This window comes from Xanthomonas sp. LMG 8993 (assembly GCF_009835065.2).
Taxonomy (GTDB): Bacteria; Pseudomonadota; Gammaproteobacteria; order Xanthomonadales; family Xanthomonadaceae; genus Xanthomonas; species Xanthomonas arboricola.
Window position 1 is genome coordinate 110,769 of record NZ_QVIF02000002.1, and the last position, 26,491, is coordinate 137,259.

25 protein-coding genes and 2 other RNA genes are annotated in these 26,491 nt (G+C 67.0%); 8 read left to right on the plus strand and 19 right to left on the minus strand.

What is annotated here, in order from left to right; translation table 11 throughout:
- Positions 1–17 precede the first annotated feature (17 nt).
- Positions 18–2,789 carry a winged helix-turn-helix domain-containing protein gene (locus tag DYQ94_RS03685; RefSeq protein ID WP_126966760.1) on the minus strand — a complete coding sequence of 924 codons (2,772 nt, stop codon included), beginning with the start codon at positions 2,787–2,789 and terminating at the stop codon, positions 18–20.
- Between the two features lie 488 nt (positions 2,790–3,277).
- Complete coding sequence (hemL, locus tag DYQ94_RS03690; protein WP_024938103.1) at positions 3,278–4,567, minus strand: glutamate-1-semialdehyde 2,1-aminomutase; 1,290 nt, start codon at positions 4,565–4,567, stop codon at positions 3,278–3,280.
- A gap of 308 nt (positions 4,568–4,875) precedes the next feature.
- Between hemL and DYQ94_RS03695 the strand changes: the two genes are divergently transcribed.
- Positions 4,876–8,052: a TonB-dependent receptor gene (locus tag DYQ94_RS03695; RefSeq protein WP_160955201.1), complete on the plus strand. Its 3,177-nt coding sequence runs from the start codon at positions 4,876–4,878 to the stop codon at positions 8,050–8,052.
- 688 nt (positions 8,053–8,740) lie between these two features.
- On the opposite strand, the gene thiE is transcribed toward DYQ94_RS03695, so the two are convergent.
- Positions 8,741–9,364: a thiamine phosphate synthase gene (thiE, locus tag DYQ94_RS03700; RefSeq protein WP_126966761.1), complete on the minus strand. Its 624-nt coding sequence runs from the start codon at positions 9,362–9,364 to the stop codon at positions 8,741–8,743.
- A 23-nt stretch (positions 9,365–9,387) separates the two neighbouring features.
- Here thiE and DYQ94_RS03705 point away from each other — a divergent pair, with 23 nt between their 5' ends.
- Together DYQ94_RS03705 and DYQ94_RS03710 are read left to right on the plus strand one after the other, a co-directional pair.
- A complete protein-coding gene (locus DYQ94_RS03705) occupies positions 9,388–9,627 on the plus strand; it encodes a rubredoxin (RefSeq protein ID WP_024938106.1) in 240 nt (79 codons plus the stop codon).
- A 60-nt stretch (positions 9,628–9,687) separates the two neighbouring features.
- A non-coding RNA gene (locus tag DYQ94_RS03710) (sX9 sRNA) lies at positions 9,688–9,764 on the plus strand.
- Between the two features lie 104 nt (positions 9,765–9,868).
- On the opposite strand, the gene DYQ94_RS03715 is transcribed toward DYQ94_RS03710, so the two are convergent.
- The 8 genes from DYQ94_RS03715 to DYQ94_RS03750 form a co-directional block, all read right to left on the minus strand.
- Positions 9,869–10,750, minus strand: coding sequence for a SirB1 family protein (locus DYQ94_RS03715; protein ID WP_046344164.1), 882 nt, complete (start codon positions 10,748–10,750; stop codon positions 9,869–9,871).
- A gap of 40 nt (positions 10,751–10,790) precedes the next feature.
- A complete protein-coding gene (locus DYQ94_RS03720) occupies positions 10,791–11,240 on the minus strand; it encodes a DUF192 domain-containing protein (protein WP_046344162.1) in 450 nt (149 codons plus the stop codon).
- A 163-nt stretch (positions 11,241–11,403) separates the two neighbouring features.
- On the minus strand, positions 11,404–12,051 hold the full coding sequence (gene rpiA, locus DYQ94_RS03725; RefSeq protein ID WP_016903557.1) for a ribose-5-phosphate isomerase RpiA: 648 nt from the start codon (positions 12,049–12,051) through the stop codon (positions 11,404–11,406).
- A 98-nt stretch (positions 12,052–12,149) separates the two neighbouring features.
- On the minus strand, positions 12,150–12,620 hold the full coding sequence (locus DYQ94_RS03730) for an EVE domain-containing protein (RefSeq protein WP_016903558.1): 471 nt from the start codon (positions 12,618–12,620) through the stop codon (positions 12,150–12,152).
- Positions 12,617–13,207, minus strand: a complete 591-nt coding sequence (locus tag DYQ94_RS03735; protein WP_160955202.1) for a 5-formyltetrahydrofolate cyclo-ligase — start codon at positions 13,205–13,207, stop codon at positions 12,617–12,619. Before DYQ94_RS03735 ends, DYQ94_RS03730 begins: the two co-directional genes overlap by 4 nt.
- Positions 13,208–13,464: 257 nt before the next feature.
- Positions 13,465–13,649, minus strand: a non-coding RNA gene (gene ssrS, locus DYQ94_RS03740) — 6S RNA.
- A 96-nt stretch (positions 13,650–13,745) separates the two neighbouring features.
- A complete protein-coding gene (locus DYQ94_RS03745; RefSeq protein WP_016903560.1) occupies positions 13,746–14,045 on the minus strand; it encodes a cell division protein ZapA in 300 nt (99 codons plus the stop codon).
- Positions 14,042–14,263 carry a TIGR02449 family protein gene (locus DYQ94_RS03750; RefSeq protein WP_024938110.1) on the minus strand — a complete coding sequence of 74 codons (222 nt, stop codon included), beginning with the start codon at positions 14,261–14,263 and terminating at the stop codon, positions 14,042–14,044. Before DYQ94_RS03750 ends, DYQ94_RS03745 begins: the two co-directional genes overlap by 4 nt.
- 236 nt (positions 14,264–14,499) lie before the next feature.
- Here DYQ94_RS03750 and DYQ94_RS03755 point away from each other — a divergent pair, with 236 nt between their 5' ends.
- Together DYQ94_RS03755 and DYQ94_RS03760 are read left to right on the plus strand one after the other, a co-directional pair.
- A complete protein-coding gene (locus DYQ94_RS03755; protein ID WP_024938111.1) occupies positions 14,500–15,042 on the plus strand; it encodes a YecA/YgfB family protein in 543 nt (180 codons plus the stop codon).
- A gap of 13 nt (positions 15,043–15,055) precedes the next feature.
- The gene (locus DYQ94_RS03760; RefSeq protein ID WP_160955203.1) at positions 15,056–16,396 is read left to right on the plus strand and encodes an aminopeptidase P N-terminal domain-containing protein; all 1,341 of its coding nucleotides are present in this window, start codon (positions 15,056–15,058) and stop codon (positions 16,394–16,396) included.
- 177 nt (positions 16,397–16,573) lie between these two features.
- On the opposite strand, the gene DYQ94_RS03765 is transcribed toward DYQ94_RS03760, so the two are convergent.
- From DYQ94_RS03765 to rph, 8 genes are all read right to left on the minus strand, one after another.
- Positions 16,574–16,972, minus strand: a complete 399-nt coding sequence (locus DYQ94_RS03765; RefSeq protein WP_024938113.1) for an XVIPCD domain-containing protein — start codon at positions 16,970–16,972, stop codon at positions 16,574–16,576.
- Between the two features lie 28 nt (positions 16,973–17,000).
- A complete protein-coding gene (gene pepQ / locus DYQ94_RS03770) occupies positions 17,001–18,326 on the minus strand; it encodes a Xaa-Pro dipeptidase (RefSeq protein ID WP_160955204.1) in 1,326 nt (441 codons plus the stop codon).
- Between the two features lie 65 nt (positions 18,327–18,391).
- Positions 18,392–18,739, minus strand: coding sequence for a PilZ domain-containing protein (locus DYQ94_RS03775; RefSeq protein WP_024938115.1), 348 nt, complete (start codon positions 18,737–18,739; stop codon positions 18,392–18,394).
- Positions 18,736–21,156 carry a DUF1631 domain-containing protein gene (locus DYQ94_RS03780; RefSeq protein WP_160955205.1) on the minus strand — a complete coding sequence of 807 codons (2,421 nt, stop codon included), beginning with the start codon at positions 21,154–21,156 and terminating at the stop codon, positions 18,736–18,738. The genes DYQ94_RS03775 and DYQ94_RS03780 overlap by 4 nt, the downstream gene beginning before the upstream one ends.
- Positions 21,157–21,378: 222 nt before the next feature.
- Positions 21,379–22,536, minus strand: a complete 1,158-nt coding sequence (hemW, locus tag DYQ94_RS03785) for a radical SAM family heme chaperone HemW (RefSeq protein WP_126966765.1) — start codon at positions 22,534–22,536, stop codon at positions 21,379–21,381.
- A 16-nt stretch (positions 22,537–22,552) separates the two neighbouring features.
- Positions 22,553–23,152 (minus strand): RdgB/HAM1 family non-canonical purine NTP pyrophosphatase, encoded by a 600-nt coding sequence (gene rdgB, locus DYQ94_RS03790; protein WP_016903568.1) that lies wholly within the window; start codon positions 23,150–23,152, stop codon positions 22,553–22,555.
- Complete coding sequence (locus DYQ94_RS03795; protein ID WP_016903569.1) at positions 23,149–23,541, minus strand: VOC family protein; 393 nt, start codon at positions 23,539–23,541, stop codon at positions 23,149–23,151. Before DYQ94_RS03795 ends, rdgB begins: the two co-directional genes overlap by 4 nt.
- A complete protein-coding gene (gene rph, locus DYQ94_RS03800) occupies positions 23,538–24,263 on the minus strand; it encodes a ribonuclease PH (RefSeq protein ID WP_024938119.1) in 726 nt (241 codons plus the stop codon). The genes DYQ94_RS03795 and rph overlap by 4 nt, the downstream gene beginning before the upstream one ends.
- A gap of 109 nt (positions 24,264–24,372) precedes the next feature.
- Between rph and DYQ94_RS03805 the strand changes: the two genes are divergently transcribed.
- The 3 genes from DYQ94_RS03805 to rpoZ all read left to right on the plus strand — a co-directional run bounded on the left by DYQ94_RS03805 (position 24,373) and on the right by rpoZ (position 26,423).
- Complete coding sequence (locus tag DYQ94_RS03805; protein WP_046344146.1) at positions 24,373–25,233, plus strand: YicC/YloC family endoribonuclease; 861 nt, start codon at positions 24,373–24,375, stop codon at positions 25,231–25,233.
- 151 nt (positions 25,234–25,384) lie between these two features.
- Positions 25,385–25,996: a guanylate kinase gene (gene gmk, locus DYQ94_RS03810; protein WP_016903572.1), complete on the plus strand. Its 612-nt coding sequence runs from the start codon at positions 25,385–25,387 to the stop codon at positions 25,994–25,996.
- A gap of 127 nt (positions 25,997–26,123) precedes the next feature.
- The gene (rpoZ, locus tag DYQ94_RS03815) at positions 26,124–26,423 is read left to right on the plus strand and encodes a DNA-directed RNA polymerase subunit omega (RefSeq protein WP_002812428.1); all 300 of its coding nucleotides are present in this window, start codon (positions 26,124–26,126) and stop codon (positions 26,421–26,423) included.
- Positions 26,424–26,491: the final 68 nt, after the last annotated feature.

Here is a 26,491-nt window from a genome sequence, read left to right on the forward strand (position 1 = left end):
AGTGCCGGCGCTGGCGGTCAGCCTGGCGACGTCTCCGCACTGCCGGGCGGGGCCGCTGCGCGCAACAACCCGCGTTGCAAGGCCTGCGCCAACGCGCTTTCGCGGCTGCGTGCATCGAGCTTGCGATAGAGGTTCTTCAAGTGGAACTTGACCGTGTTTTCCGACAGGTGCAGACAGCGTGCGATCTGCTTGTTGGAATACCCACGTGCCAGCTGCGCGAGCACTTCCAGCTCGCGCTCGCTGAAGATGTCGCCGGCCGGGTCCTCGTCGCCGCTGAGGCGTTCGAGCAGGGCCTGGATGGTGAGTGCGCGGGTGGTGCCGCCGACGGTCTGCGGGTCGTGTTGACGCAGCGAGCGCAGCATCGCCTTGGCCGGCAGTCCGAGTTCGACGATCGCCTGCCAGCTCTGCGTCAGCGCTACATGATCGAGCGCGCTGTACAGATGCGGCAGCGCCGCGGCCAGTTCGCCACGCTGCTGCAGCACCAGGGCGATGCGTGCGCGGGTACGCGCGAGGTGGCACAGATTGTCATTGGCCAGGCAGGCCTGTTCGATCTGGCCCAGGATGGTCAGCGCGGCGCTGCTGCGTCCGGCCAGCCGGTGCCAGCGTGCCAGCGCAAAGCCCATCGCCGCGCGATCGCGCCAGCGGTGCGGCGAGCGCAACGTATGCGCCAGGCCGGATTCGCCGCCGGTACGGGCGATTACCACATCGATGGCGGCATTGCCTGGATGTTCCAGCAACAGCATCAAGCGCCATGCTGCCGCCAGCTCGGACAGGCGTGTCAGCTTGCGCCCGTGTGCGATCTGTTCGACGTGTTCGAGCAGCGCCAATGCACTGCGCCCGCTGTGGTCGCGCACACGCTCCAGTCCCAGCGCGGTGTCGTAGGCGGAGGCCAGCACGTCCATGCCGCCGTCGTGCTGTTCCAGCAGTTCCAGCGCCGGATGCAGCAGGTCGGCCGCATCGTCGTGGTGGCCGCGTTCGTAATGCAGTTGCGCGAGCAGGCACTGGCCGGCGGCCTCCAGCACGCGATCCAGCTGCGGGGTGCGCGCGCACCAGTTCAGGGCCTGCCGGTAACAGGCTTCGGCGTCGCCGAGTTGGCCGCGGTAGAAAAAGCTCTGGCCCAACGCCAGCAACGCCTGGCTTGCGCCCGGTTCGCTGCCACCGCGCTGCATCGCGTCGCGTGCGTTCAGGGCGTAGCGTTCGGCCAATGCAAAGGCGCCCTGCGCAATGGCGGTGGTGGCGCAGATACACAGCAGCATGCCGCGGCCTAGATGATCGTCTTCGTCCAGCGCGGATGCCTGCGCGGCGATCTGGGTCAGGCCATGCGGATTGCCGCAGATTTCGTCGAGGCGATCGCGCAACAGCGCCACCACCACCGTGTAGTCGCGCTGCAAGGGCTCACGCAGCGCCGCTGGAAAGTCGCGGAAGCGTTCCAGCAGCAGGCGCGCATGGCTGAATTCGCCGAGCCTTGCGTGCAGATGCGCCTGGGTGAGATTCAGCGCCGGGGTGTCGCGGATGGTGCGGTGTTCGAAATGCCGGAGCAGTGCGCGCACCTCGTGCGTGCCGTGGGTTAGCACCAGTTGCCAGGTGCCGGCGCGCGCGATGTAGCTGGCGGCCAGGTCGCCGCACTCGGCACGCGATGCGTGCCGCACCGCTTCGGCCAGATGCTGATGCTCGCCAAACCAGCGTGCGGCCCGTTGATGCAGGTGCGTGGCCTGGCCGGGATGTTCGCGATCGAGCAGTTGCTGCAGGAAGTCGGCAAACAAGGGGTGATAGCGGAACCATTCGCGCTCGCCATCCATGGGCACCAGCAGGCCGTGGAAATGTTCCAGCCGCGCCAGCAGCCGGCCGCTGTCGTCGCGCTGGCGCACCGCATCGGCCAGCGCTGCGTTGACGCGCTCCAATGGACTGGTTCGCAACAGCAGGTCGCGCGTGTCGGCATCCAGGTCGTTGACCACCTGTTCGGCCAGGTACGCGGCAATTTGTGCGCTGCGGCCGGAGAAACGCGCGGCCACCTCCTGTTGACGTTGCACGCCGCCCTCCAGCCACAGGCGCGCCAGATGCAGCGCCACCGGCCAACCTTCGGTGTAGCGCAGCAATTCGTCCACCACCGGCGCCGGGACCTGGGGCCCCAGCAATGCCTGCGCCTCGTGCTCGTCCAGCGCCAGTTGCGCACTGCCGAGACGGCTAAGTTGCGCCTGCAGGTCCAGCCGCGCCAGCGGCAGTGCCGGCACGCGCCGGGTGGCCAGCAACAGGTGCAGGCGTCCGCCGCCGTGTTCGACCAGGCGCAGTACCAGCTCGTCGACGATGCCGCTGCCGAGCCGGTCGTAATCGTCGAGAATCACGCTGATGCGCCGTGGCGCCGTGCGCAGCGCGCGGATCAGCACCGTCACCGCCTCGCGCGGATCCTGGTCGCGGTTGTGCAGCACTGCGGCGCACAGCGCCGGATCGGCACCTGCGTGCTGGATCGCCAACGCCAGATGGCCAAGGAAGCGCGCGGCATCGGCGTCCTCTTCGTCCAGCGACAGCCAGGCCACGGCCGCGTGCTCGCGTGCGCGCAGCTGCGCATGCCACTGCGCCAGCAGTGTGGTCTTGCCGAATCCGGGCGGTGCCAGCAGCAGGGTGAGTGGCCGGGCCTGGGCCTGATCCAGCGCCGCCAGCAACGCGCCGCGCACCACCGCACCGGTACGCGGCAGCGGCGGCTCCAGCTTGCTGGCAAGCAGCCAATCGGGAAGGGCGGAATCGCGCGACGGTGAGGGGCGCGGTGTGAGCAACGCAACAGGCTTGAGCATGAGGCGAGGGCGGCCCTGGCAAGCGTCGGCAGCGCGCCGGCTCGACACGCTGCAGATCGTGATGAAACAGCGGCGATGCAGATGGCGTCACCGTGACCGGCGACAACGTCATATCGGCTGCTTCGAGGGTCCCCACCCATGCCCATCCGTGGACACCTTTCAGAAAGGTATGACAGCCACAAGACAAAAGCAAAGCTTGTCGTTGCGCCGCCGCCTGAATGGCGCAAGCGATGGCGCAGGGTGCGTGCAAGCGCCAGGCAACAGCCGAGTCCATCCGGACGCCATGGGCCCGGACACGACGCCGGCGCCGCGCCTGTTCAGCGTCGGCGCGGAGTCGAGATACACATCAGGCATCATCGGTGCCGCGAGCCTTGCGGCCAGCGCCATCGGTGAGCATCGCGAGGCACGCGATCACGCCTGGCTTTCAACGCCACACAAGGTCAGCGTGCCCGTGCCAGCATGCAGGCAACGCCACATCTAAAGACGCCTCAGTGCGCCACTTCCGCAAACGCCTCGCGCGCGGCGGCCAGTGTGGCCTCGATCACTGCCGCGTCGTGCGCGCTGGACATGAAGCCGGCCTCGTACGCCGACGGCGCCAGATACACGCCCCGCTGCAGCATCGCGTGGAAGAAGCGATTGAAGGTGGTGATGTCGCAGGCAGTGGCCTGCGCGTAGCTCTCCACGATCTCGTCGGTGAAGAACAGCCCGAACATGCCGCCGACCTGATTGGTGGTGACGGCAATGCCGGCCGCGCGCGCGGCATCTTCCAGTCCCTCGCACAACACGCTGGTGGCCTCGCTCAGGCGGGCGTGGAAGCCGGGCTCCTGCACCAGCTCCAGCATCGCCAGGCCGGCCGCCATCGCCACCGGGTTACCCGACAAGGTGCCGGCCTGGTAGATCGGGCCGGCCGGAGCGATCTGCTCCATCAAGTCGCGCCGGCCGCCGTACGCACCCACCGGCATGCCGCCGCCGATGATCTTGCCGAAGGTGCTCAGGTCCGGCGTGACCCCGTAATGCGCCTGCGCGCCACCGAGCGCGACGCGGAAACCGGTCATCACCTCGTCGAAGATCAGCAGTGCGCCATGCCGGGTGCACAGCGTGCGCAGATGCTGCAGGTAGCCGGCCTGCGGCGGAATGCAGTTGGCGTTGCCGACCACCGGTTCGATGATCACTGCCGCCACGTCGGCGCCGATCTCGTCGAACAGGGCGGTGGCGCCTTCGAAGTCGTTGAAGCTGAGGGTGGCGGTCAACTCGCTGAGGCCGGACGGCACGCCCGGCGAGGTCGGCACGCCCAGGGTCAGCATGCCGCTGCCGGCCTTGACCAGGAACGAGTCGCCATGGCCGTGATAGCAGCCTTCGAACTTGACGATGCGGTTGCGCCCGGTGGCGCCGCGCGCCAGGCGCACCGCCGACAGCGTGGCTTCGGTGCCGGAATTGACCATGCGCACCATCTCGCAGGACGGCACCAGCCGGTGGATCGTCTCGGCCATGGTGACTTCGGCCGCACACGGCGCACCGAAGGACAGGCCGTCGCGGATCGCGCGCTCCACCGCTTCGCGTACTGCCGGGTGATTGTGGCCGGCAATCATCGGCCCCCACGAGCCCACGTAGTCGATGTAGCGGTTGTCGTCCACGTCGTACAGATACGGGCCATCGGCGCGCGCCACGAAGAACGGCTCGCCGCCGACCGACTTGAATGCACGCACCGGTGAGTTGACGCCGCCGGGCAGCAGCGTCTGCGCCTGGGCGAACAGGGCGTGGGAGCGGGTGTGGTTCATGCGCGCAGATCCTTGAGTGGTACCGAGTGGGGGCGGCGCAGCCCGACTGCGGGCAGCGCATTCGCCATTGTCAGGCTTGCGGCCCCTGTCCGCCTACCCACCAGGTGCCTGCCTACCCGTCGGAGCGGGCGGGTAGGGCAACCCGGCTGCCTATGATCGAACGGGACGGTATCGACGGTTTGGCATGAGCAGATGACCTGCGGTCATTGGCCTCCTGCGGCGGATGTTCAGAGAGTGTGATTCCGGTAGCCATTGGCGCCGTTCATTTTTGTCGCGTTGCCGACAGTTCCAGACTTGGGGGAGACAGCATGAACCGTAGTATCCAGAAGCGTGCCTTGGCGTTGGCGCTGGTCATGGCCATGGGGAGCGTCCACGCGCAGTCCACCAGCGGCAGCATCGTCGGCAGCGTGGGGCAGAGCAGCGGCACCAGCGTGCTGGTGGAAAACAACAGCGGGTTCAGCCGCGAAGTACCGGTGGATGCGCGCGGCCGTTACACCGCCGGCAACCTGCCGCTGGGCACCTACAAGGTCACCGTCAAGCGCGACGGCGCGGTGGTGGAGACGCGCGAGAACGTCGCGATCACCGTCGGCGCCAACACCGACGTCTCGTTCGCTGCCGCGTCGGGCAGCGGCATGCAGACCCTGGACAGCGTGACCGTCACCGCCGCAGGCCTGACCACCATCGACGTCAGCAGCGTGGACACCCGCACCGTGGTCACCGCCGAGCAGCTGCAGCAGCTGCCGCTGGGCCGCACCGCCGAGGCAATCGCGCTGCTCGCACCGGGCGTGGTGGTCAACAGCGGCGGTTTCGACAATGGCCCGCTCGGTGGCTCGCTGCCCAGCTTCGGCGGCTCGGCCGCCAGCGAAAACGCCTATTACCTCAACGGCTTCAACACCACCACCATCAGCAACAATCTGGGCGGCCTGACCCTGCCGTACGGCGCCATCGACCAGCAGGAAATCTTCACCGGCGGCTACGGCGCGCAGTACGGCCGCGCCAATGGCGGCGTGATCAACCAGATCGGCAAGCGCGGCACCAATGAGTGGAAGTTCGGCGCGGCGGTGATCTGGGAGCCGAACGGTCTCAAGGCCAATCAGCGCGACATCTATTGGCGCCCGGACAGCCAGGGCAGCACGATCAACAACGCCGCCTATCGCTACGCGCGCTCGGCCAATGGCCTGTATCAGCCGGCGAGCGAGGCCGAAGCCAACCAGACCACCTACAGCGCCTACGTCGGCGGGCCGATCATCCAGGACAAGCTGTTCTTCTTCCTGGCCGCCGAACAGGTGGATTCGGACGGCGTACGCGTCGGCACCAATCGCGACACTGACAACGGCCGCACCGGCGGTCTCACCGACTACGACTACAAGCAGAAGCGCTGGTACGCCAAGGTGGACTGGAACATCACCGACAATCACCTGATCGAGGTGACCGGCGCCAGCGACGAGGCAGAGACCAACGGTTCGATCTACCGCTACGACTACGTCAATCGCCAGCGTGGCAGCTATTTCACCGACGAGTCCACCTGGAAGACCGGCCCGACCCTGTTCACCGGCAAGTACACCGGCTACCTCAGCGACAACCTCACCGTGACCGCGCTGTACGGCAAGATGAAAACGCCCGATGAGCTGACGCCCTTCAACTACAACGCGGCCGGCGGGCCGGTCATCAACAGTGCCGCGCTGCAGAATCCGGCCTACACCGGCGGCACACCGCGCATCGGCAATCAGCTGGTCACCTCGGTCAGTTCACCGGATCGCGAATACAAGAAAGACAATCAACGCCTGAATCTGGAATGGCGCATCGGCCACCACACGCTCAACTTCGGTATCGATAACCAGAAGTCCGAGGGTATCGATGTGGGCTCGGTGCTGTCCGGCCCGGGCTTTGCATGGACCTATGGCCAGACCAACGATCCCAATGGCCTGCGGACGGGCGGGCTGGTCAGCCAGTCGGCCAACGAAGCCGGCGGCATCGGCGCACCTAGCCCGGGCCTGGTCGATCCGGTCAACGGGTCCAGCGGCTATTACGTGGTGCGCAACATCAACACCAGCCTGTATTCGTACGAGGCCAAGCAACGCGCCTATTACATCGAAGACAAGTGGCAGGTCACCGACAACCTGCTGCTGAGCATCGGCCTGCGCAAGGACGAGTTCACCAACTACACCCCGTTCGGCGACCCCTACATCGAAGTGGATAACGCCTGGGCGCCGCGGCTGGGCTTCAGCTGGGACGTCAACGGCGATTCCAGCCTGAAGGTGTTCGGCAACGTGGGCCGTTATTACCTCGGCCTGCCGTTGTCGGCAGTGAGCCTGTTCACCCCGGCCACCACCACCGATACCTACTTCACCTACAGCGGCATCAACGCCGATGGCACGCCGATCCTGGCGCAGCAGCTGGGGTCGGCCGTGTCGGCCAACTCGCGTTTCGGCCGCATCGCCGACGTGCGCACCGCGGTGGTCAAGGACATCGAGGGCGAGAACCAGGACGAGGTCATCCTCGGTTTCACCAAGCAGCTGGACACCGGCTGGGTGCTGGGCGTGCGCGGCACGCATCGCCGCCTCAATGCGGGGATCGACGATCAGAACTACGACGTTTCCAATACGGCGTTGATCGCCGCTGCGGCCGCGCAGGGCGTGACCATCGACTTCTCGCAGGTTGCCGGTGCATCGCTGATCAATCCGGGCCAGACCAACACCTGGGGCGTGATCGGCACCGATGGCCAGTTCCATGAGGTGTCGGTGAGCCGCGAGGCGGCCGGCTTCCCGAAGTTCAAGCGCAATTACTCGGCGGTCGAATTCAATCTGGAACGTCCGTTCGACGGCAAGTGGTACGCCAAGGTCAACTACGTCTGGTCGCATAGCTACGGCACCACCGAAGGTCAGGTGCGTTCTGACCTGTGGCGCACCGGCGGCGCTTTGGGCAGCTACCAGGGCCAGGCCTCGGTTTCCACCACGCAGAGCTGGGACCACGCGGCGCTGATGGAACACTTCAACGGCGATCAATCCAACGATCACCGTCATCAGCTCAAGCTGTTCGGTTTCTACCAGTTCACTCCGCAATGGGGTGCGTCGGCCAACTTCAGCCTGATCTCGGGCGCGCCGCACAATTGCCTGGGCAACTACTACGGCGACAACTACACCGGCACCGACCCGGCCGGCTACGGTGGCAGCGCGATCACCGGCGGTCCTTACCACTACTGCTACAACCCGGAGACCGGCACCGGCGTGGCGTCGCCTCCTGGCTCGCAGGGGCGGCTGGGCTGGATCGCGCAGCTCGACATGGGCGTGACCTACAAGCCGGCATTTGCCGCCGGCAAGCTGGCACTGCGCTTTGACGTGTTCAACATCACCAACGAGCAGACCGCAACCAACATCTACCCGTTCTCGCAGTTGCCCGACAACACCACCAATCCGCTCTGGGATCAGGTCGTGGCCTACCAGGCACCGCGCTCGGGCCGGGTGACATTGAGCTACGACTTCTAATCGCGCCAGGCGGTAAGGTCGGTCCAGGCAGCGACGCGTGATGGCACGCGTCGCTGCCTTGTTGTCTGTACGTCACGTCGCCATTCGTATGCGCTGATGGAGGATTGGTCGCGCGCATAGATCAGTCGTAAAGCGGTTGATCTGCAGTTTGGCTGCGGGGCTCTTGCCCGCCCACCACCGCAGGACACGCCGCAAGTACGTCCGTGTAGCTCTTACGCGGCATCCATGCCGCGTAAGGTCCCGCGATGGTGGGCGGGCAAGGACCTGTCGGGATGGTCGGTGTGCGTGGTTGCAAGCAGGGCATGGCGTGCGCTGGTCGAATCACTATGCGTCAGCCAGCTTCCCGCCACCTCCCTATCGCAAGCCGATCAGTGGACAAGCTTTCAACACGCGACCTGCAAGCGCCTCATCTGCCACTGTAAGCCGCGCAACAAGCTCTCAAGAAAATAGCCGGCAAATTTCCTGGTGCGGTGTCCTTGCCGATTGCGGGACCCTTGGCGGCATGGATGCCGCCAAGGAGCCTCCACGGACGGATTCACGGCGTGTCCCGCGAGCGGTGAGGGCACTGCGCCCTCGACCCACCGAGACTTTTGACTGCATCTAATAAACAACGCTTCGACTCGAGTCTCGGTCTCTTGAGTCTTCGCTTGCGCGTGTCGCGGGTAACGTCTGTCGTCTGCCAGCCACGCTAGCGTGCAAACCCGGCCCGATATGCCTGCACTGCCGCGAGCGAGTCCGGCGCGGCGTACACGCCGCTGACCACTGCAATCAACTCGGCACCTGCAGCCACCAAGCCGGGCACCTGCGCAGCCGCGATGCCACCGATCGCCACGCGCGGCACTCCCAGCGCTGCGGCTTGCTGCAGCAACGCCGGCGTGGCGCGACGTGTCGTCACCTTGGTGGTGGTCGGGAAGAACGCGCCGAAGGCCACATAGCTGGCGCCGGCCGCGACCGCTGCGCGCGCGCGCGCAATCTCGTCGTAGCACGACACCCCGATGATGGCCTGTTCGCCCAACAGCGCACGCGCCGCGGCCGCCTCGCCATCGTCTTCGCCCAGGTGCACGCCTTGCGCGCCCACCTGTCGTGCCAGCTGCGCATCGTCGTTGATGATCAACGGCACATCGTGCGCAGCGCACGCCTCGCGCAGCGCGCTGGCCTGTTCCAGGCGCAGCGCCGCAGTGGCCTGCTTGTTGCGGTACTGCAGCCAGGTGACAGCGGGCAGCAGCGGCAAGGTGCGCGCGATCAGGCGTGCGGTGTCGGGTTCGTCGGGCGTGATGAGGTAGACGCCGCGGGCGTTGTGCAGGTCGGACATGGCAGCGCTTCCGGAAGCGGTGGGTGGGATGGGACAATGCAGCCCCACCGTTGCGTGACCGCGATTATCCGATGAGCGAGACATCCACGACCACCTACCGCACCTGGATGTGCGTCGTCTGCGGGTTTCTCTACCACGAGGCCGACGGCATCCCCGAAGAGGGCATCGCCCCGGGCACCGCCTGGCAGGACGTTCCCGACACCTGGACCTGCCCGGATTGCGGCGTGACCAAGGACGACTTCGAGATGGTCGAGATCGACTGAGAGCGGCTAACAAAACTACTGCGCCGCCGTCAGGCGGGCGCTGCGGTGCGCGGGATCGGCATGTACCACTCGTACACTCCGGCTCTGAGCGCGCCGTCCGCACCCACCTGACGACCGCTCGCTACGTTTTATTCGCCGCTCTAGTGCCTTGGCGGCTCAGCTGGGTTGCTGCGTTTTTCGCGCCACAACATCGCCGGCACACGTTCGCACGGTGCTGGCGAGGGCCTTGCAGGCTGTGTTTTCAGTGCGCGCGCGCGCGCTGACTGTTCAGTTCGACCAGATGTTCGTGCAGATTGGCCGCGTCCTGCGCACTGGGATTGAGCTGCAGATAACGCGACAGATCGTGACGTGCGCCGTTGCGGTGGCCCAGGTGCAGATAGGCCATGCCGCGATCGCGTAGCGCCTCGGGCTGGTCCGGCACCAGCTTCAGGATGCGGTCGGCACTGCGCGCGGCGCGGTCCCAGTGCTCGGCATCGGCGTAGACGCCGTGCAGATTGCGCAGGATGCGGATCAGGATCGCGCGATGCGGTGCGGGGTCGAGGATCTGCGCCAGGGCGCGGTCGTCGGGGATCTCGCCACCCAGGTGCGGACGCGCGCGCTCGCGCAGCTCGTCCACGCCCAACGGGCGGCCGCCGTTGAACGGGTCCATGACCAGCACGCCGTCGTCCACCGGCAAACGCACCAGGAAATGCCCGGGAAACGACACGCCCGCCAGCGGAATGCCCAGCCGGCGCGCCACTTCGATCTGCACCATCGCCAGCGAGATCGGGTTGCCCAGGCGGCGTTCGAAGACCTGGTTGAGGTAGCTGTTGCGCGGGTCGTAGTACTCGTCGTGATTGCCCGAATAGCCCAGCTCGTCGAACAGGTAGCGATTGACCGCGGCCATCTTCAGCGGCCACAGGTCGATCGCCTCCACCTCGCGGCGCAGATGCTCGACATGGCTTTGCACCAGCGTGTCGTACAGCTCGGCGTCCAGTTGCGGATACTCGTCGCGCGCGATCAGCAGCGCGGTGGACATCAACGGCACTGCGTCGTCGTCCAGGCTGGCGAGCGCGGTCCAATGGGGAAGTGGGAGCATGTCGACCATGCTGCCAAGAGTGTCGGCAAGCGGCGCGTGGTTCAAGTCCGGTACTTCCTGACAGGAAGGGCCTGTCGCGTGAGATTCACTTGAGCTTTGGGATATCCGGGCTCAGGGTCAGGCTGGCGCCGTCCTGCAGGTTGAGCCTGGCGGCCTGGCCGGCATTGAGTTCCAGCACGTAACGGGCCGGGCGCTTGCTGGGGTAGGGCGGGCAGGCATCGCCGGCCGAACACGGCGGCACGTCGCGCTGCTGCGAGACCAGCCGGCGCTCATTGTCGAAATACAGGATATCCAGCGCGATCTTGGTGTTCTTCATCCAGTACGCCAGCGGTTCCTGGCGGTCGTGGACGAACAGCATGCCGTGATCGTCCGCCATGGCATCGCGAAACATCAGGCCTTTGGCGCGGTCGGCATCGTTCTGCGCCAGCTCCACCTGGTAGCGCGTGCCGGCCAGTTCCACCCAGCTGCCGCCGCTGCTGGCGCAGCCGCTGAGCAGGATCAACAACGCAAGGGCGAGGAAGCAAAGACGGCGCATGCGGCATACCAGTGGGCGGGGATGCCGCACCATCTGCCAAGCGGCCGCGTGCGTCAAGCTGCTGTCGTGCCGCGTACCGTCATCGCAGGTAACGGGAGTCCGGCCCGCTGTCGCTTCGCAACGCGGGCCGCGACTGCGTATGCGCGTGCTTGCACGCGATCGCTCAGATCACCCGCGGCGGCTCGCCACCGACAATCACCACATCGGCCGGGCGACGCGCGAACAGGCCCACGCAGACCACGCCGGGAATCTGGTTCAGGCTGCGCTCCAGCGCCACCGGGTCGGTGATCTGCAGGTTGTGCACGTCCAACACCACGTTGCCGTTGTCGGTGACCACGCCATCGCGCCATACCGGCTGACCGCCGGTGAGCGCCAGGATCTGGCGGGCCACCAGGCTGCGCGCCATCGGAATCACTTCCACCGGCAGCGGGAACTTGCCCAGCACCGGCACCTGCTTGCTCGGGTCGACGATGCAGATGAAGCGCTCGCTGGCTTCGGCAATGATCTTCTCTCGCGTCAACGCTGCGCCGCCGCCCTTGATCAGGCAACGGTTCGGGTCGCACTCGTCGGCGCCATCCACGTACAGCGACAGATTGCCGGTGTGGTTGAGATCCAGCACCTCGATGCCATGGCGCCTGAGCTGCGCGCTGCTCTGCTCGGAGCTGGACACCGCCCCCTTGATGCGGTGGCTGATGCGGCCCAAGGCATCGATGAAGTAGGCCACCGTCGAACCGGTACCGACCCCGACGATCATGCCGTCTTCCACGTAATCGATCGCTTTTTCGGCGGCCAGGCGTTTTGCTTCGGACATTTTGGGGCTCGGGATTGGGGAATCGGGATTGGGGAATCGCAAGAGCGGCTGGGCTGAGCGGGATTTGCAAATCGCAAATCCCGAATCTCTACTCCCGGCTACTCCATCGCCAGCAACAATTTCCACTGCGCGGCGGTCACCGGCAGGATCGACAGGCGGTTGCCGCGGGCGATCAGCGGGAAGCCTTCGCCCAGTGCGTCGGCCTGCTGCTTGATTTCGTCCAGTGCGATCGTGCGCGTGAGTTTGCGCTCGAAGGCCACGTCCACCAGCATCCAGCGCGGATCTTCGCGGGTGGCCTTGGGGTCGTGGTAGTCGGATTTGGGATCGAACTGGGTGTCGTCCGGATATGCGGCGCTGGCGACCTTGGCGATGCCGACAATGCCCGGCACCTTGCAGTTGGAGTGGTAAAACAACACCCCGTCGCCGACATGCATGCCGTCGCGCATGAAGTTGCGTGCCTGGTAGTTGCGCACGCCGTTCCACGGTTCGGTGCCGACGCGTTCCAGATCATCGATGGAAAACGTGTCCGGCTCGGACTTCATCAACCAGTAGCGCTTGCGGGCAGTCATACGGAAACGGCGTCGTCTTTCAGGAAGGTGGCGTGTTCGGTGCAGATCGCATCCACCGCCACGTCCCAGGATTCGGTGGGCAGGGCGGGTAGCTGCTGCGCGGCGAAGCCGACGCCGACCAGCCAGGGCGGCGGCGTCTGGCGGTGCCGGAACGCGAAGCTCCGATCATACCAGCCGCCTCCCATGCCCAGCCGCCGGCACTGCGCGTCGAAGCCGGTCAACGGCGTCACCACCAGCGCCATCTCCTCGGGTGCGAGCAGTGCGGTGCGCGCCACGTCCGGCTCGGGGATGCCGTAGCGGTTGCTGACCAGCCCCTGGCCCGGCCGCCACGGCGCAAAGCGCAGGACGCGCCCGTCCAGCACCGGCAGGCAATAGCGCACGCCGGCCGGCAGGCTCAGTTGCCAGCGATGCAGCGCGATTTCGCCATCCATCGCCCAATACCCGGCCACCGCACCGGTCTGCGGCGCGAACGGTAGCGCCAGCAGGCGCTCGGCCAGCGCATCCGCGGCTGCCATGCGCTGGGCTGCGGGCAGGCTGCGGCGCAGCGCACGCAACTGCTGGCGCAAGGCGTCTCGGTCGTCGGTCATGGCGTCTCGCAGCGATAGGCGGAGGGATATTGTCGATGGCGTGGACGCGCCTGCCTAGCTGCGTGTGTCCCACCGATCGCCGGTGCCGGCAAGTCTCTCGCCTGTCGCTGAGCGCGTGCGTGCAGCACTGGCAACGTTGCGGCGCACGCACGCATGTCTTGGCGTAGTCATTACAACAGCGGCGCCGCCGAACTGCGCGTGCCGTGCGTTTCAGACACGCAAAAAGAAACGGCGCCCGAAGGCGCCGTTTCAGATTTGCATTCTCCGCCGTGAACGATGCGGGCGAAACGACCTTGAACCCGGGGTTCAAGTGGGGACGTTGTGAGGCCATCGGGCTTCCCGCTACAAGGCGGACTTGCACTCCCGGCTTCGTCGCGCCCCCGTGGTCGTAATTAAGGGACAAGGCGAATGTTTTGCACGCTGTCGTTTACAGCAGAGAACGCAGGTGAAGTATAGACCTCTGCTGCGCGATGGCTAGCCCATTCGTCGGCCGGCGCAATTGAAAGTTCATATTTGCGACGACAGTGCGAACTGCACCTCAACGCGGTGTGTCGGACACGCTGTCAAGGCGGCGATTCAAGCTGTCCAGCGTGTTGGCCAGTTCACGGTCGTACAACGCTTGCTGATCGCGCAGCTGCTGCAATTCGTGCGCCAGATTGAGTGCGGCCAGCACCGCAACGCGGTCCACCGCTGCCATGCGATTGCTGCCGCGAATCTCGCGCATGCGCAGATCCAGCAGGCGCGCCGCAGCGGTGAGGCTCTCGCGTTCGTCGGCGGTGACGCCAACGGTGTATTCACGATCCAGAATACGCACGCTGACCGGCTCGTTGTTGCTCACGTGTGCTGCTCCAGGGATTTCAAGCGCACGATCATCGCTTCCACGCGCGAGCGCGCCTGTTCGTTTTTGGTCAGCAATTGCGCACGCTCGCCGATCAACTGTTCCTGCTGGTGACGCAGGCTGCGGTTCTCGTCGGTCAACCGCTGGCTGCGCTCGACCAGGGCCTCCACACGGGCGGCAAGTGCGCGGATCTGGGCGAGGGCAGCGGCGTTGTCCATGCGCTCACGATAGGGGCGCGTGCGCGCGGCGGTCAAGCGCCCGATTGCAGCCCGCTTACCCGCCGTCAGGCCAATCCCGACAAGGGCTTGCGCTGCGCCCGGCGCAGCCGGCGTCACGCGCGTGGACCCCGTAGGGAACACGCCGCTGGCGGCCGACGCGGGGTGCCTTGATACACTGGGAAGTCAAATCGCCGGCCCATGTGCCGGCACCTCCTGTTCCCAGCCTGGATGACCCGATGGATCTGCCCGATGTAACCGCTGTGCAAAACGAAAGTCGCCAGCTGGAGTTGGCTTCCTCCGCAGCGGAGTTGCATGGCGGGCTGTGCGGGTGGCTCTCCGGTGGGGGTGCCGACAGCGGCGACTGGCTGGCGCGCATCCTGGCCGACACCGCGCAGGTGGCGCCCAGGCAGGGCGGGGCGCTGGACCAGATGCGGCAGGCCACGGTGGCGCAGCTGGAAGACCGCGATTTCGCCTTCGAACTGCTGCTGATCGACGACGGCGCACCGCTGGCGGCGCGCACCGATGCCTTGTTCGACTGGTGTCGTGCTTTTCTGGGTGGCTTCGGCCTGGCGGCGCAGCAGCGCCCGGCACTGACCGAAGAGGGCGAAGAGGCGCTGCAGGACCTGGCGCGGCTGGCGCAGGCGTCCAGCGACGATTTCGATGCGGCCGACGAAGACGACACCGCCCTGGCGGAGATCGAGGAGTTCGTGCGCGTGGCGGTGCTGTTGCTGCATGGCGACTGCGTGATGGGGCCGCGCTTCCGCCAACGTCTGAACTGACCGCACGACCGCCATGAAAAAACTCACCGGGATCGGCGCGGCCGAGTACGCGCGTCGGCGCAAGCAGCTGATGCAGATGGCCGGCGATCAGGCCATCCTGATCCTGCCGGCGGCGCCCGAGCGGGTGCGCAGCCACGACACCCACTACCCGTATCGGCAGGATTCGGATTTCTGGTATCTGAGCGGTTTCCCCGAGCCGGAAGCGGTGCTGGTGCTGGTGCCGGGCCGCAAGCATGGCGAGGCGATCCTGTTCTGCCGCGAGCGCGATGCCGAGCGCGAAGCCTGGGATGGCCCGCGCGAGGGCCAGGAAGGTGCAGTGGAGCGCTACGGCATGGACGATGCGTACCCCATCGACGATGTCGACGAGATCCTGCCGGGCCTGCTGGAAGGGCGCAGCCGCGTCTATTACCACTTCGGGCGCGATGTCGACTTCGACCTCAAGCTGATCGGCTGGCTCAAGCGCGTGCGCGAGCAGGTGCGTCATGGCGCGCAGCCGCCGCACGAATTCCTCGAGCTGGGACATCTGCTGCACGAGCAGCGGCTGTTCAAGTCGCGCGACGAAATCGCCTTGATGCAGCACGCCGCCGACATCAGCGTGCGCGCGCATCGCGCCGCCATGCGGCTGGCGCGGCCGGGTGTGCACGAGTACGAACTGCAGGCCGAGGTGGAGTGCGCGTTCCGCGCCGCCGATGCGTGGCCGGCGTACGGCAGCATCGTCGGCACCGGCAGCAATGCCTGCGTGCTGCACTACCGCGCCAACAATGCGCGCAGCCGCGATGGCGAACTGGTGCTGATCGATGCCGGCGCCGAGTACCGCGGCTACGCGGCCGATATCACCCGCACCTTTCCGGTCAACGGCCGTTTCACCCCGGCGCAGCGTGCGCTGCACGATCTGGTCGGCGCTGCGCAGGCTGCCGCGCTGGCGCAGGCGCGCCCTGGCCTGCCCTACGAAGCCGGGCATCTGGCCGCGGTGCAGACCCTGACCGAGGGGCTGCTGCAGCTGGGCCTGCTCAAGGGCAAGCTGGAGCGCAATATCGCCGACGGCCATTACAAGCGCTTCTATCGGCACAAGACCGGCCACTGGCTGGGGCTGGATGTGCACGATGTGGGCGACTACCGGTTGGCTGGCGACTCGCGTCTGCTCGAGCCCGGCATGGTGTTCACCATCGAGCCGGGACTCTATATCTCCGCTGACGACACCACGGTGGAGGCCAAGTGGCGCGGCATCGGCATCCGCACCGAAGACAATGTGCTGATCACCGCCGACGGCCATCGGGTGCTGACCGATGCGCTGGCGCGCAGCGCCGACGAGATCGAAGCGGAGATGGCGGACCGCGACGCGTTGCGCGCATAGCGCGGTCATGCCGCGATGAGCGGCCGTGACCTGGATCGGTGCATTGCCTTGCGAGCAACACGCGCATTGCCGGTTTGGTTGAGATTGCGCGGCGTATCCGGCTGAGGGCGGCGGCGCTCGGGCCGCGCCGGGCGCCTTGCAGGCATGAGGCGCCCGGACGCTTTGCTGTGGGCCGTTCTACTGGCCGAGTTGTGGTGTCTGGGTGCGTTCGGGCTGCTGGACCTGTTCGCCTGGCGTCGCCAGTTGCTGTGCGCGTGCGAACGACTGCGCTTCCGGCGTGCTCAATGCCTGCTCGGTCTTCATGTGCGCGCGCAGATGCGCCGGGTTGGCCGGGTCGCCCTGCACCACGAACACGTTTTCGCCACCGTGTACGCCGCGATTGTTGGCCTCGCTCATCAGCACATGATCCACGCGCGACAGGCCGCCTTCCTTGGCCAGCGGCAACAGGGCGGCGCTGAGCCGGTCGCTGGTCTGGTCGGGTGTGCGTCCATGTGCCGCATCGATTGCATGCACGCCGCGCTGGATCTGTTGATACATCGGATGGTCGGGGTGCGAGGACTGGCGTGGATCGTTCATGGCAATGCTCCTTGCGGTGCGGAAGGATTCAAGGGGCGGCAAACACCGGGCGGGTCAGGTTTTCGGGCGCGCCATCGGTGCACACCACCTCGTCTTCGATACGGATGCCGCCGTAGGGTTTGAACTGCGCAACGCGCGCCCAGTCGACGCTGGCGGCGTGGCCGTTCTTCTTCACTTCGTCCAGCAGCATGTCGATGAAGTACACGCCCGGTTCGATGGTGACCACCATGCCCGGTTCCAGCACGCGGGTCAGCCGCAGATACGGGTGGCCGGCGGGGCGCTCGATGCGGCCGCCGCGGTCGCTGGCCGCAAAGCCTGCCACGTCGTGCACCTGCAGGCCGATCAGATGGCCCAGCCCGTGCGGGAAGAATGCGGCGCTGACGCCGGTGGCGAGCGCAGCTTCCGGCGACACGGTGAGGATGCCGAAGTCCTTGAGGATGCCCATCAGGGCCAGATGCGCATCCACGTGCAACTGCTTGTAATCCACGCCGCTGCGCACGCCCTGGCCCATGCGGATCTGTGCGGCATCCACCGCATCGATCAGGGCCTGGAATTCGCTGCCGGGGTCGGCGGCGTAGGTGCGGGTGATGTCGCTGGCATAGCCGTAGGCGGAAGCACCGGCATCGATCAGGAAGCTGCGCAGCGGCTGCGGCGGCTGCTGGCCGAGTTCGGTGTAGTGCAGCACCGCGCCGTGCTCGTTGAGCGCGATGATGTTGCCGTAGGGCAGTTCGTTGGCGTCCTGACCGACGGCGGCGCAGTAGGCCATATGGATGCCGAACTCGCTCTGGCCGGCGCGGAAGGCCGCCTCGGCGGCGCGATGGCCGCGCACTGCCAGCTGCTGGGCGATGCGCAGCAAGGCCAGTTCGTACGGCGTCTTGAACGCGCGCTGGTAGTCCAGATAATCGAGCACCGGCTGCGGATTGTTGGGCACATACGCACCGAGCGCGCTCTGCGCCTCGCCCAGGATGGCGCAACGGTCGATCTGCCTGGGCAGCAGCGCCAGGGCCTGGTCCGGGGTGCGGATGATGTGGATGTCGCAGTGCTCCACCCACCAGCCGCTGGGCGCCTCGGGCACCACATGCCAATAGTCCAACGGCTGGCAGAAGATCAGCATTGGGCGCTTGCCCGGGGTGTAGACCAGCCAGCTGTTGGGCACCCGCGTCAGCGGCACCCAGGCCTTGAACTGCGGATTGACCGCGTAGGGATAGTCGCGGTCGTCGAACACCTGGTAATGCAGGCTGCCGCTGGGCACCACCAGGTGGTCGAAGCCGCCGCGCTGCAGCGCCTCGTCGGCGCGCGCGGTCAGCGTGCGCAGGTGGTCGGAATACAGGTGGCTCAAGGACGGCTGGGGCATGCGGGGCTCGATCGGCGATGCAAAGACAGGTCGCGATTTTGCCGTAATCGTGGTGATGCTGTCCTTCAGCCCAGCATGTGTTCTTCGGCGATCCAGGCGCGCAGGCGTTGGCGATGCGGCTCGGACATGGTCAGGAAGCGGAAGCCGGCCCAGGCCTGTCCGGGTGCGTGCGCGGCTTCGGTCCACAACAGATGCACACCGACATCGATCTCGGTGGCACGGCCGATGCGCTCGGGCAGGCTGAAGCGCAATTGATATAGGGCGTCGTCATGCAGCGGAACCGAGGCCAGCAGCAGCATGCCGGTTTCCGAGACATTGCCGACCCGGCCAATCTGCGCCTCGCTGAGCATGTCGGTCACCGGTATCAGGTCGGACGGCTGGCGGCGCGGTGCGCGGCGGGTGTCCTGGATCATGGGTTGACCTCTGCAATGGGCGCCTGACCGGCCAGGCTGCGCAGCGTGCGCACGGTGGCATGCCAGGCGCGGTCGATCAGGCGCGATTTCTCTTCGACCAGCAGGCGTGCCTGGCCACCGGCCATCAGCCGCGACAGGCCATCCAGCGAGTGCTCGGCGACCTTTTGCCCACGTTGATTGACGAACAGCGCGTTGCCGGTCATCGGGCTGTACCAGGACAGCCGTTGCCGACGCAGGTCGCCCTGCTGGTTGATCACGAACTCGAACCAGCTGCCGAACGGCAGGCTGCGCAGCTGCGTGTAGCAGGCCTCTTCGGTCGGCGAACGCGGGCCGGCGATGTCCTTGCGCGGTGTGCTGTCGCCCTGGTCGCCCAGCCGCGTGCGCGCCTTGAGCCTGGTGGCGAGCTCGGTGCGCGAGGTCGTCTCGTCCTCGCCGCCGGGCGTGGACAGGCGCCGCGCGATCGCCGCCGCTTCATCGTGGTGATAGCCGACCTGCAGCAGCGCGGTTTCGATCTCGGTGCCGAGCGCGATGTCGGCAGGTTGCCCCTTGCTGCGGCAGGTGACTTCGGCGATGCGCGCGGTCAGTGCCTGGCGCTCGTCCCATTCGGGCGATTGCTCGCCCTGGCGCAGCAGCGTCAGCGTCAGCACGTCCGACCATGCCTGACGCAGCAGCGCCTGCACGAAGCGTGGCGGAACGCTCTGCTCGCACAGCTGCTCGATGCGCGCCTCGGCCTGCTGCTTGGCCGACTCCAGCCGCTCCTTGCCGCGCGCCGCATCCACATGGCGGCGCTCGGCGAGGTCGGCCTTGCGCGCCAAGGCGCGCAGATGCGCCTGGATATCGGCGTTAGCCGCGGCGAACACGGCCTCGTCGCCCTGGTAGTCGTTGACGATCCGGTCCACCGCGCTGCCCAGCTTGTGCAGCAACTGCGGGTCGACATCGTCGTCGCCCAGCCAGACCGCGCCGGACTCGGCCACGGTGTTGAGCAATTCGCGCACCGGGTGCTGGTCGCGCACGAAGAAATGCGTATCGGCCAAGGCCGCGCGCACCACCGGCACCTGCAACTTGGCGAGCAGGGCCTGCGCGGGGGTCTGCTCGCGCACTTCGCGTTGCATCTGCGCGTAGAGCAGGCCGAGCAGATCGAAGGTGTCGGTGTCCTGTGGCGACAGCGCGGCGTCGGGGCCGTGTTGCGTCCGCAACAACGCCAGTACCTGGCGCTGCACCGCATCGATGCCGCTGGACTGCGCCGCCGCCTGTGCCGCCAGCGTGCCCTGCAGGCTGGCCAGTGCGTCGCTGACGGCGGCCTTGGGCACGGCCGAGGCGGCGAGCCGGGGAGATGGTTTCTCGAGTGTTGCCTGGGCGCTGCTTGCAGGCGCTGCGCCGTGATCTGCAGAGCTTTGATTCGCCGCTGCGCCTACGTTGCCCGCCGCCTGCGACCGGCGCGCCGACGACATCAGTCCGCCGAGCGCCTGCACTGCATCGCTCAGGGCAGGTGCTGCCTGCTCACCGTCGGTCGCCGCTGCCAGTGTCATCGGCATGGCGGGCGGATCCAGCAGGGCGCTCTGCCACGGTGTCGGTGCCGATTGACCGCTCCAGCCAGTTGCAGGCCGCCCGTTGCGCGGCGGCAGCGCGCGCGTGCTGGCGGCCGCAGCATCCTTCGGTGCGGTGGCTGCTGCAGGCGGTGCGCGCCGCGTCTGCACCTGGGTGGGCTTGACCAGGTACGGGTGATAGATCAGCCCCGGCAGGATGCCTTCCTGCGCGAGCGTGCCGTTGGCGCGCTCGTACAGATCGTTCAAACGCTCGATGACCTGACGCTCGAACACGCGGTAGAGCGTCAGCTGCCCATCCAGGCTCAGTCCCAGCGTTTCGCCGCACTGGCGCAGCACGCGGCACAAGGCGTACGGGCCCAGCGGCACTGCTTCCAGTTCGAACTCGGCCACCGCGCCGATCACCGCCACCCGCTGCGCCAGCAATTGCAGCGCATCGGCGCGGCGGGAGGTTTCGCGGCGCGCAATCTCGCTGAGCACGATATCGCGATCGATATCGGTGTCCTCCACCAGGGTGAGCATCTGCGGATGCGCTGAGGCATCGGCTGCTGGCATCAGCGACGGGCGATCGCGCAGCGTGGCCAGGTCCTGCGCCAGCTGCTGCAGGAACGCCTGCGGAAACCGATCGATGTGGTCGCGCAGGTCACGTGTCTGCGCATAGGTTTCGGCCTGGATCTGGCTGTTGCGGGCATGCTCGGCCTGATGCAGCAGCTCGCGTTCCAGCTCGACGATGGTCAGCCGCAGCGGCCCGCTGAGCGCCTGCACGCAATGCGCATGCAGCGCGGCGAGCAGGCGCCGTCCGCGCGCGGAAACCGGTGCATCGGCGATCGGGCCGCTGAGCGTGTGCTGCAGGGAGGAGGCGGGAGTGGACATCCGGGGGAGGCAGGCTCGGTGCGAGGCGTGAGCTATGTAGCATGTTTTTCCGCCGGGCAGCGACCGCGCGGGCGCAAGACGTGCCTGGCCAGATTCGGTCGCCACCCGGACGCGGACGGCGCGCGTGGCGCGGCTCGCTGGATCCGCGCGCCAATGCTGTCGTGTGCGCTATCGATCATGGCGCGGCGTGCTGGCTGCGGTGCCGCGCCGCGATCGCCGCGATCAGGCCAGAAACAGCTCGACCACGTCATTGGTGAAGCGGCGGCCCAGCTCGGTCGGCACCACGCGTCCGTCCTGCGCGGTCATCCAGCCTTGCGCAATCGCGCGCGCCACAGGCAACTCGATGACCGAGGCGTCCAGGCCGGTGGAGACTTCGAAGTCGCGCAGGGCGAAGCCCTCGTGCAGGCGCAGCAGGTTGAGCATGTATTCGAACGGCAGCCGCTCGCGCGGCACGATCTCGTCGCCGCCGATCGACGCCGCACTGCCGGCGCTGGCCAGGTAACTCTGCGGGTGCTTGTGCTTCCAGCGTCGCAGCACATGCTGTTCGGCGCCGGAACTGATCTTGCCGTGCGCCCCGGCGCCGATGCCCAGGTAATCGCCGAAGCGCCAGTAATTGAGGTTGTGCGCGCATTGCCGCCCGGGCCTGGCGTAGGCGCTCACTTCGTACTGCGCGTAGCCGGCCTCGGCCAGCAGGCGCTGGCAATGCTCCTGCATGTCCCAGGCCGCATCGTCGTCGGGAATGCCCTTGGGCGGCCGCGCGAAGAACACCGTGTTCGGCTCCAGCGTGAGCTGGTAATGCGACATGTGGGTGGGCTGCAGCGCGAAGGCGCGTTCGAGATCGCGCTCGGCCTGTGCCAGGGTCTGCTCGGGCAGCGCGTACATCAGGTCGATATTGAAATTGTCGTAGCCGGCATCCTGCGCCAGCTTGATCGCACGCTCGGCCTCGGCACTGTCGTGGATGCGACCCAGCCGCTGCAGCGCCACATCGTCGAAGGTCTGCACACCGAAGCTCAGGCGGTTCACGCCGGCGGCGCGATAGCCGTCGAAGCGGCCATGCTCGGCGGTGCCTGGATTGGTTTCCAGGGTGATCTCCAGATTCGGTGCAAAGCGCAGCCGCGCGGCGGCGGCTTGCAGGAATCTGTCGATGGCTTCGGGCGGAAACAGGCTCGGCGTGCCGCCGCCGAAAAACACCGAATGCACCACGCGCCCCCACACCAGCGGCAGATCCGCATCCAGGTCGCGGATCAACGCATCCACGTAGTCCTCGAACGGCAGCACGCCCTTGGCCGCATGCGAGTTGAAATCGCAGTACGGGCATTTGCGCACGCACCAGGGCAGGTGCACGTAAAGCGACAGCGGCGGTGGAATCAGGTCGGGCACTGCGTCAGGCCATGGTTCACAGCGACAGGGCGTGCAGCTTGTGCTGCAGCGTGGCCAGCGCCACCGCACGGTGACTCAGCCGGTTCTTCAGCGCGGTATCCATCTCCGCAGCGGTCAGGCCATGCACCGGATCCAGGAACACCGGGTTGTAGCCAAAGCCGCCGGTGCCGCGCGGTTCGGTGGTGATCACCCCTTCCCAGCTGCCTTCGGCAATCAGCGGCTGCGGATCTTCCGGGTGACGCAGCAGCACGATCACCGCGTAAAACCGCGCGCTGCGGCGCTCGGCCGGCACGGCGCGCATGGCGTCGAGCAGCTTGGCGTTGTTGGCCTGCGCATCGGTCGGGCTGCCGGCATAGCGGGCGCTGTACAGGCCGGGTGCGCCGCCGAGCGCATCGACGATCAGGCCGGAGTCGTCGGCCAGTGCCGGCAGGCCGGTGACCGCGCTGGCATGGCGTGCCTTGATTAAGGCGTTCTCGACGAAGGTCAGGCCGGTTTCCGGCACATCGTCCACGCCGAGCTCGCCTTGCGCCACGATGCGCAGCGGCAGGTCGGCGAGCATGGCGCGCAGTTCTTCCAGCTTGCCGGCGTTGCCGCTGGCCAGGACCAGTTGTTTCATTGCTTGGGCTCCAGCAGGTCCCACTTGGTGCCGTACAGATCGCGGAACACCACGACCGTGCCGTACGGTTCCTCGCGCGGGGTTTCCAGGAATTCCACCCCGAACGCCTGCATCGCCGCGTGGTCGCGCCAGAAGTCGTCGGTGTAGAGAAAATGATCCACCCGCCCCCCGGTCTGGTCGCCGATGCGCGCGCGCTGGGCGGCGTCGGCCGGCTGCGCGAGCAGCAAGCCGGCGTCCTGCGCGCTGCCCGGGCCGATCACCACCCAGCGCTTGCCGTCGCCAAGTGCGCGATCCTCCAGCACCTGGAAGCCCAGCGCGCCGGTGTACCAGGCGATCGCCGCGTCGTAATCGGCGACCAGCAGGGTGGTCAGGGCGATGCGCCTGCTCATCCGGCCAGTGCAGCGCGTTGCAGGGCGAACAGTTCGCTCATGCCTTGTTCGGCGAGTGCGAGCAGTGCATTGAGTTCGTCGCGGCGGAAGGCGTGGCCTTCGGCAGTGCCTTGCAGCTCGATGAAGCCGCCGCCGTCATTCATCACCACATTCATGTCGGTGTCGCAGTCGCTGTCTTCGGGGTAGTCCAGATCCAGCACCGGCTCGCCGCGATAGATGCCCACCGACACTGCGGCCACGGCGCCGATCAGCGGGTGCTTCTTGATGTCGCCGCGCTTGAGCAGCAGGTTCACCGCATCGGCCAGCGCCACGTAGGCGCCGGTGATTGCGGCGGTGCGGGTGCCGCCATCGGCCTGCAGCACATCGCAGTCCAGGGTGATGGTGCGCTCGCCCAGGGCATTGCGATCCACGCAGGCGCGCAGTGCGCGGCCGATCAGGCGCTGGATCTCCAGCGTGCGTCCGCCCTGCTTGCCACGTGCGGCCTCGCGATCGGAACGGGTGTGGGTGGAGCGCGGCAGCATGCCGTATTCGGCGGTCACCCAGCCTTCGCCCTTGCCGCGCAGGAATCCGGGGACGCGGTTTTCCACGCTGGCGGTGCACAGCACGCGGGTGTCGCCGAAGCTGACCAGCACCGAGCCTTCGGCGTGACGGGTGAAGGCGCGTTCGATGCGCACCGGGCGCAGCTGGTCGGCCGTGCGGCCGCTGGGACGGGAAAAGGTCATGCGATGAGTCCGGAAGTCGGGAGGTGGGTCTGGGTCGGCGCGTGGCGGGGCGGTCAGCCAGCGCGGGCCGCTAGGGTACCATTCGCGCTTTGAAGGCACGGGACTGACGATGATTCGAAGCATGACCGCGTTTGCTGGTGGCGAACGCATCACGCCCTGGGGCACGCTCGGTTGCGAGCTGCGCTCGGTCAACCATCGGTTTCTGGAAGTGGGCGTGCGCCTGCCCGAAGAACTGCGTGCGCTGGAGCCGCTGCTGCGCGAGCGCGTGGCGGCGAAAAACAGCCGCGGCAAGCTGGATCTGGCGCTGCGCCTGCGCGCGCCGGACAACGCGCAGACCCTGGCCGTGAACGAATCGCTGCTGCAGGAACTGGGCGCACTGGCCACGCGCCTTGACGGCATGTTCCCCAAGCTGCAGGTCGGCTTCACCGATCTGCTGCAGCTGCCCGGCGTGCTGCAGGTGCAGGACGTGGACGCACCGGCATTGCAGGCGCAGGCCCTGGCATTGCTGGACGAGGTGGTGGACAGTTTCGTCGCCGCGCGCGAGCGCGAAGGCGCCAAGCTGGCCGATGCGATCAGCGAGCGGGTCGATGCGATCGAACGTATCGCCGCCGAGGTGCGTACGCTGATTCCCGTCATCCGCGAAGGGCAGCGTGCCAAGCTGGCCGCCCGGCTGGCCGATCTGCCGCATCCGGTGGACCCGGGGCGCGCCGAGCAGGAACTGGTGCTGTGGCTGCAGAAACTGGACGTGGACGAAGAGCTCGACCGCCTGTCCAGCCACATCGCCGAGATCCGCCGCGTGCTCAGGCAGCGCGAGCCGGTCGGCCGCCGCCTGGACTTCCTGCTGCAGGAATTCAACCGCGAAGCCAATACGCTCGGCTCCAAGTCGGTGGACAGCCGCACCTCCAACGCTGCGGTGGATCTGAAGGTGCTGATCGACCAGATCCGCGAGCAGGTGCAGAACATCGAGTAGCCGGGAGTGGTGATTGGGGATTCGGGATTGGTCGACGGCCATCCCGGGTTTCAGCGGGGCGCGGCCAATACCGGTAGCATATCGACCCCGGTGGTACCGGTCCGCAGCCCGTTCGCGAATCCCGACTCCCCAAGCCCGAATCCCTGACCCTATGCGCGGCACCCTCTATATCGTTGCGGCCCCTTCCGGCGCCGGCAAGAGCAGCATCGTCAACGCCACCCTGGCGCGTGATCCCAAGATCGCCTTGTCGATCTCGTTCACCTCGCGCGCGCCGCGGCCGGGCGAACGGCATGCCGAGCACTACCATTTCGTCTCCGCCGACGAGTTCCAGGGCATGATCGAAGCCGGCGACTTCTTCGAATACGCGCTGGTGCATGGCGACTGGAAGGGCACCGCGCGGCAGTCGGTGGAGCCGCAGCTGGCCGCCGGTCACGACGTGCTGCTGGAGATCGACTGGCAGGGCGCGCGCCAGGTGCGCCAGAAGGTGCCCGACGCGGTCAGCGTGTTCATCCTGCCGCCGTCGCGCCAGGCGCTGGACGAGCGCATGCGCAAGCGCGGCCAGGACAGCGAGGACGTGATGGCGCAGCGTCTGGCCGCTGCCCGCGAAGAGATGCTGCATTTCGAGGAGTTCGATTACGTCATCATCAACGAGACCTTCGACACCGCGGTCTCGGAGATGTGCGCGATCTTCACCGCCAGCCGGCTGCGCCGGCAGGCGCAACAGCAGCGGCACGCGGCGTTGATCCGGGCCTTGCTGGACTGAGCTGCTCAAATCCCTGATTCCAAAGGAAACTGAATGGGCCCAGGTTGCCGTGACGGCGGCCCGGGCGTACACTCCGCCCCCTTTCCCTCATTCGATGCGCGGCCGTTGCTGGTCGCCGGGAGCCCGCATGGCCCGCATTACCGTAGAAGATTGCCTGGAAGTCGTGAACAACCGTTTCGAGCTGGTCATGATGGCGTCCAAGCGCGCCCGTCAGCTCGCCAACGGCGTGCAGCCGTTGATCGAAAATGCCGACGCCAGCGACAAGCCCACCGTGATGGCACTGCGCGAGATCGCCGCACGCCGGATCGACAACGCGCTGATCGACGAAGTCGAGAAGGCCGAGCGCGAGCGCGCCGAACGCGAAGCGCTGGAATGGGCCGCTGCCGAAGTGGTTGCCGACGAAGACATGTCCAAGAACGACGATTGATTGTTCGCATCGCTGCGATCGATCTGAACAGCCCGCCACGCGCGGGCTGTTTTCGTTTCAGGCCCGCT

Excerpts from the sequence above, each read along its gene's own strand:
- thiE (WP_126966761.1), bottom strand. The coding sequence starts at position 9,364 with ATGTCCGACCTGCACAACGCCCGCGGCGTCTACCTCATCACGCCCGAC.
- DYQ94_RS03780 (WP_160955205.1), bottom strand. The coding sequence starts at position 21,156 with ATGTCCACTCCCGCCTCCTCCCTGCAGCACACGCTCAGCGGCCCGATC.
- rdgB (WP_016903568.1), bottom strand. The coding sequence starts at position 23,152 with ATGAAACAACTGGTCCTGGCCAGCGGCAACGCCGGCAAGCTGGAAGAA.
- DYQ94_RS03755 (WP_024938111.1), top strand. The coding sequence starts at position 14,500 with ATGGATCTGCCCGATGTAACCGCTGTGCAAAACGAAAGTCGCCAGCTG.
- hemL (WP_024938103.1), bottom strand. The coding sequence starts at position 4,567 with ATGAACCACACCCGCTCCCACGCCCTGTTCGCCCAGGCGCAGACGCTG.
- DYQ94_RS03795 (WP_016903569.1), bottom strand. The coding sequence starts at position 23,541 with ATGAGCAGGCGCATCGCCCTGACCACCCTGCTGGTCGCCGATTACGAC.
- DYQ94_RS03775 (WP_024938115.1), bottom strand. The coding sequence starts at position 18,739 with ATGATCCAGGACACCCGCCGCGCACCGCGCCGCCAGCCGTCCGACCTG.
- DYQ94_RS03750 (WP_024938110.1), bottom strand. The coding sequence starts at position 14,263 with ATGGACAACGCCGCTGCCCTCGCCCAGATCCGCGCACTTGCCGCCCGT.
- gmk (WP_016903572.1), top strand. The coding sequence starts at position 25,385 with ATGCGCGGCACCCTCTATATCGTTGCGGCCCCTTCCGGCGCCGGCAAG.
- DYQ94_RS03730 (WP_016903558.1), bottom strand. The coding sequence starts at position 12,620 with ATGACTGCCCGCAAGCGCTACTGGTTGATGAAGTCCGAGCCGGACACG.
- pepQ (WP_160955204.1), bottom strand. The coding sequence starts at position 18,326 with ATGCCCCAGCCGTCCTTGAGCCACCTGTATTCCGACCACCTGCGCACG.
- DYQ94_RS03735 (WP_160955202.1), bottom strand. The coding sequence starts at position 13,207 with ATGACCGACGACCGAGACGCCTTGCGCCAGCAGTTGCGTGCGCTGCGC.
- rpoZ (WP_002812428.1), top strand. The coding sequence starts at position 26,124 with ATGGCCCGCATTACCGTAGAAGATTGCCTGGAAGTCGTGAACAACCGT.
- DYQ94_RS03765 (WP_024938113.1), bottom strand. The coding sequence starts at position 16,972 with ATGAACGATCCACGCCAGTCCTCGCACCCCGACCATCCGATGTATCAA.
- DYQ94_RS03685 (WP_126966760.1), bottom strand. The coding sequence starts at position 2,789 with ATGCTCAAGCCTGTTGCGTTGCTCACACCGCGCCCCTCACCGTCGCGC.
- DYQ94_RS03720 (WP_046344162.1), bottom strand. The coding sequence starts at position 11,240 with ATGCGCCGTCTTTGCTTCCTCGCCCTTGCGTTGTTGATCCTGCTCAGC.
- DYQ94_RS03805 (WP_046344146.1), top strand. The coding sequence starts at position 24,373 with ATGATTCGAAGCATGACCGCGTTTGCTGGTGGCGAACGCATCACGCCC.
- rpiA (WP_016903557.1), bottom strand. The coding sequence starts at position 12,051 with ATGTCCGAAGCAAAACGCCTGGCCGCCGAAAAAGCGATCGATTACGTG.
- DYQ94_RS03695 (WP_160955201.1), top strand. The coding sequence starts at position 4,876 with ATGAACCGTAGTATCCAGAAGCGTGCCTTGGCGTTGGCGCTGGTCATG.
- rph (WP_024938119.1), bottom strand. The coding sequence starts at position 24,263 with ATGACCTTTTCCCGTCCCAGCGGCCGCACGGCCGACCAGCTGCGCCCG.
- DYQ94_RS03760 (WP_160955203.1), top strand. The coding sequence starts at position 15,056 with ATGAAAAAACTCACCGGGATCGGCGCGGCCGAGTACGCGCGTCGGCGC.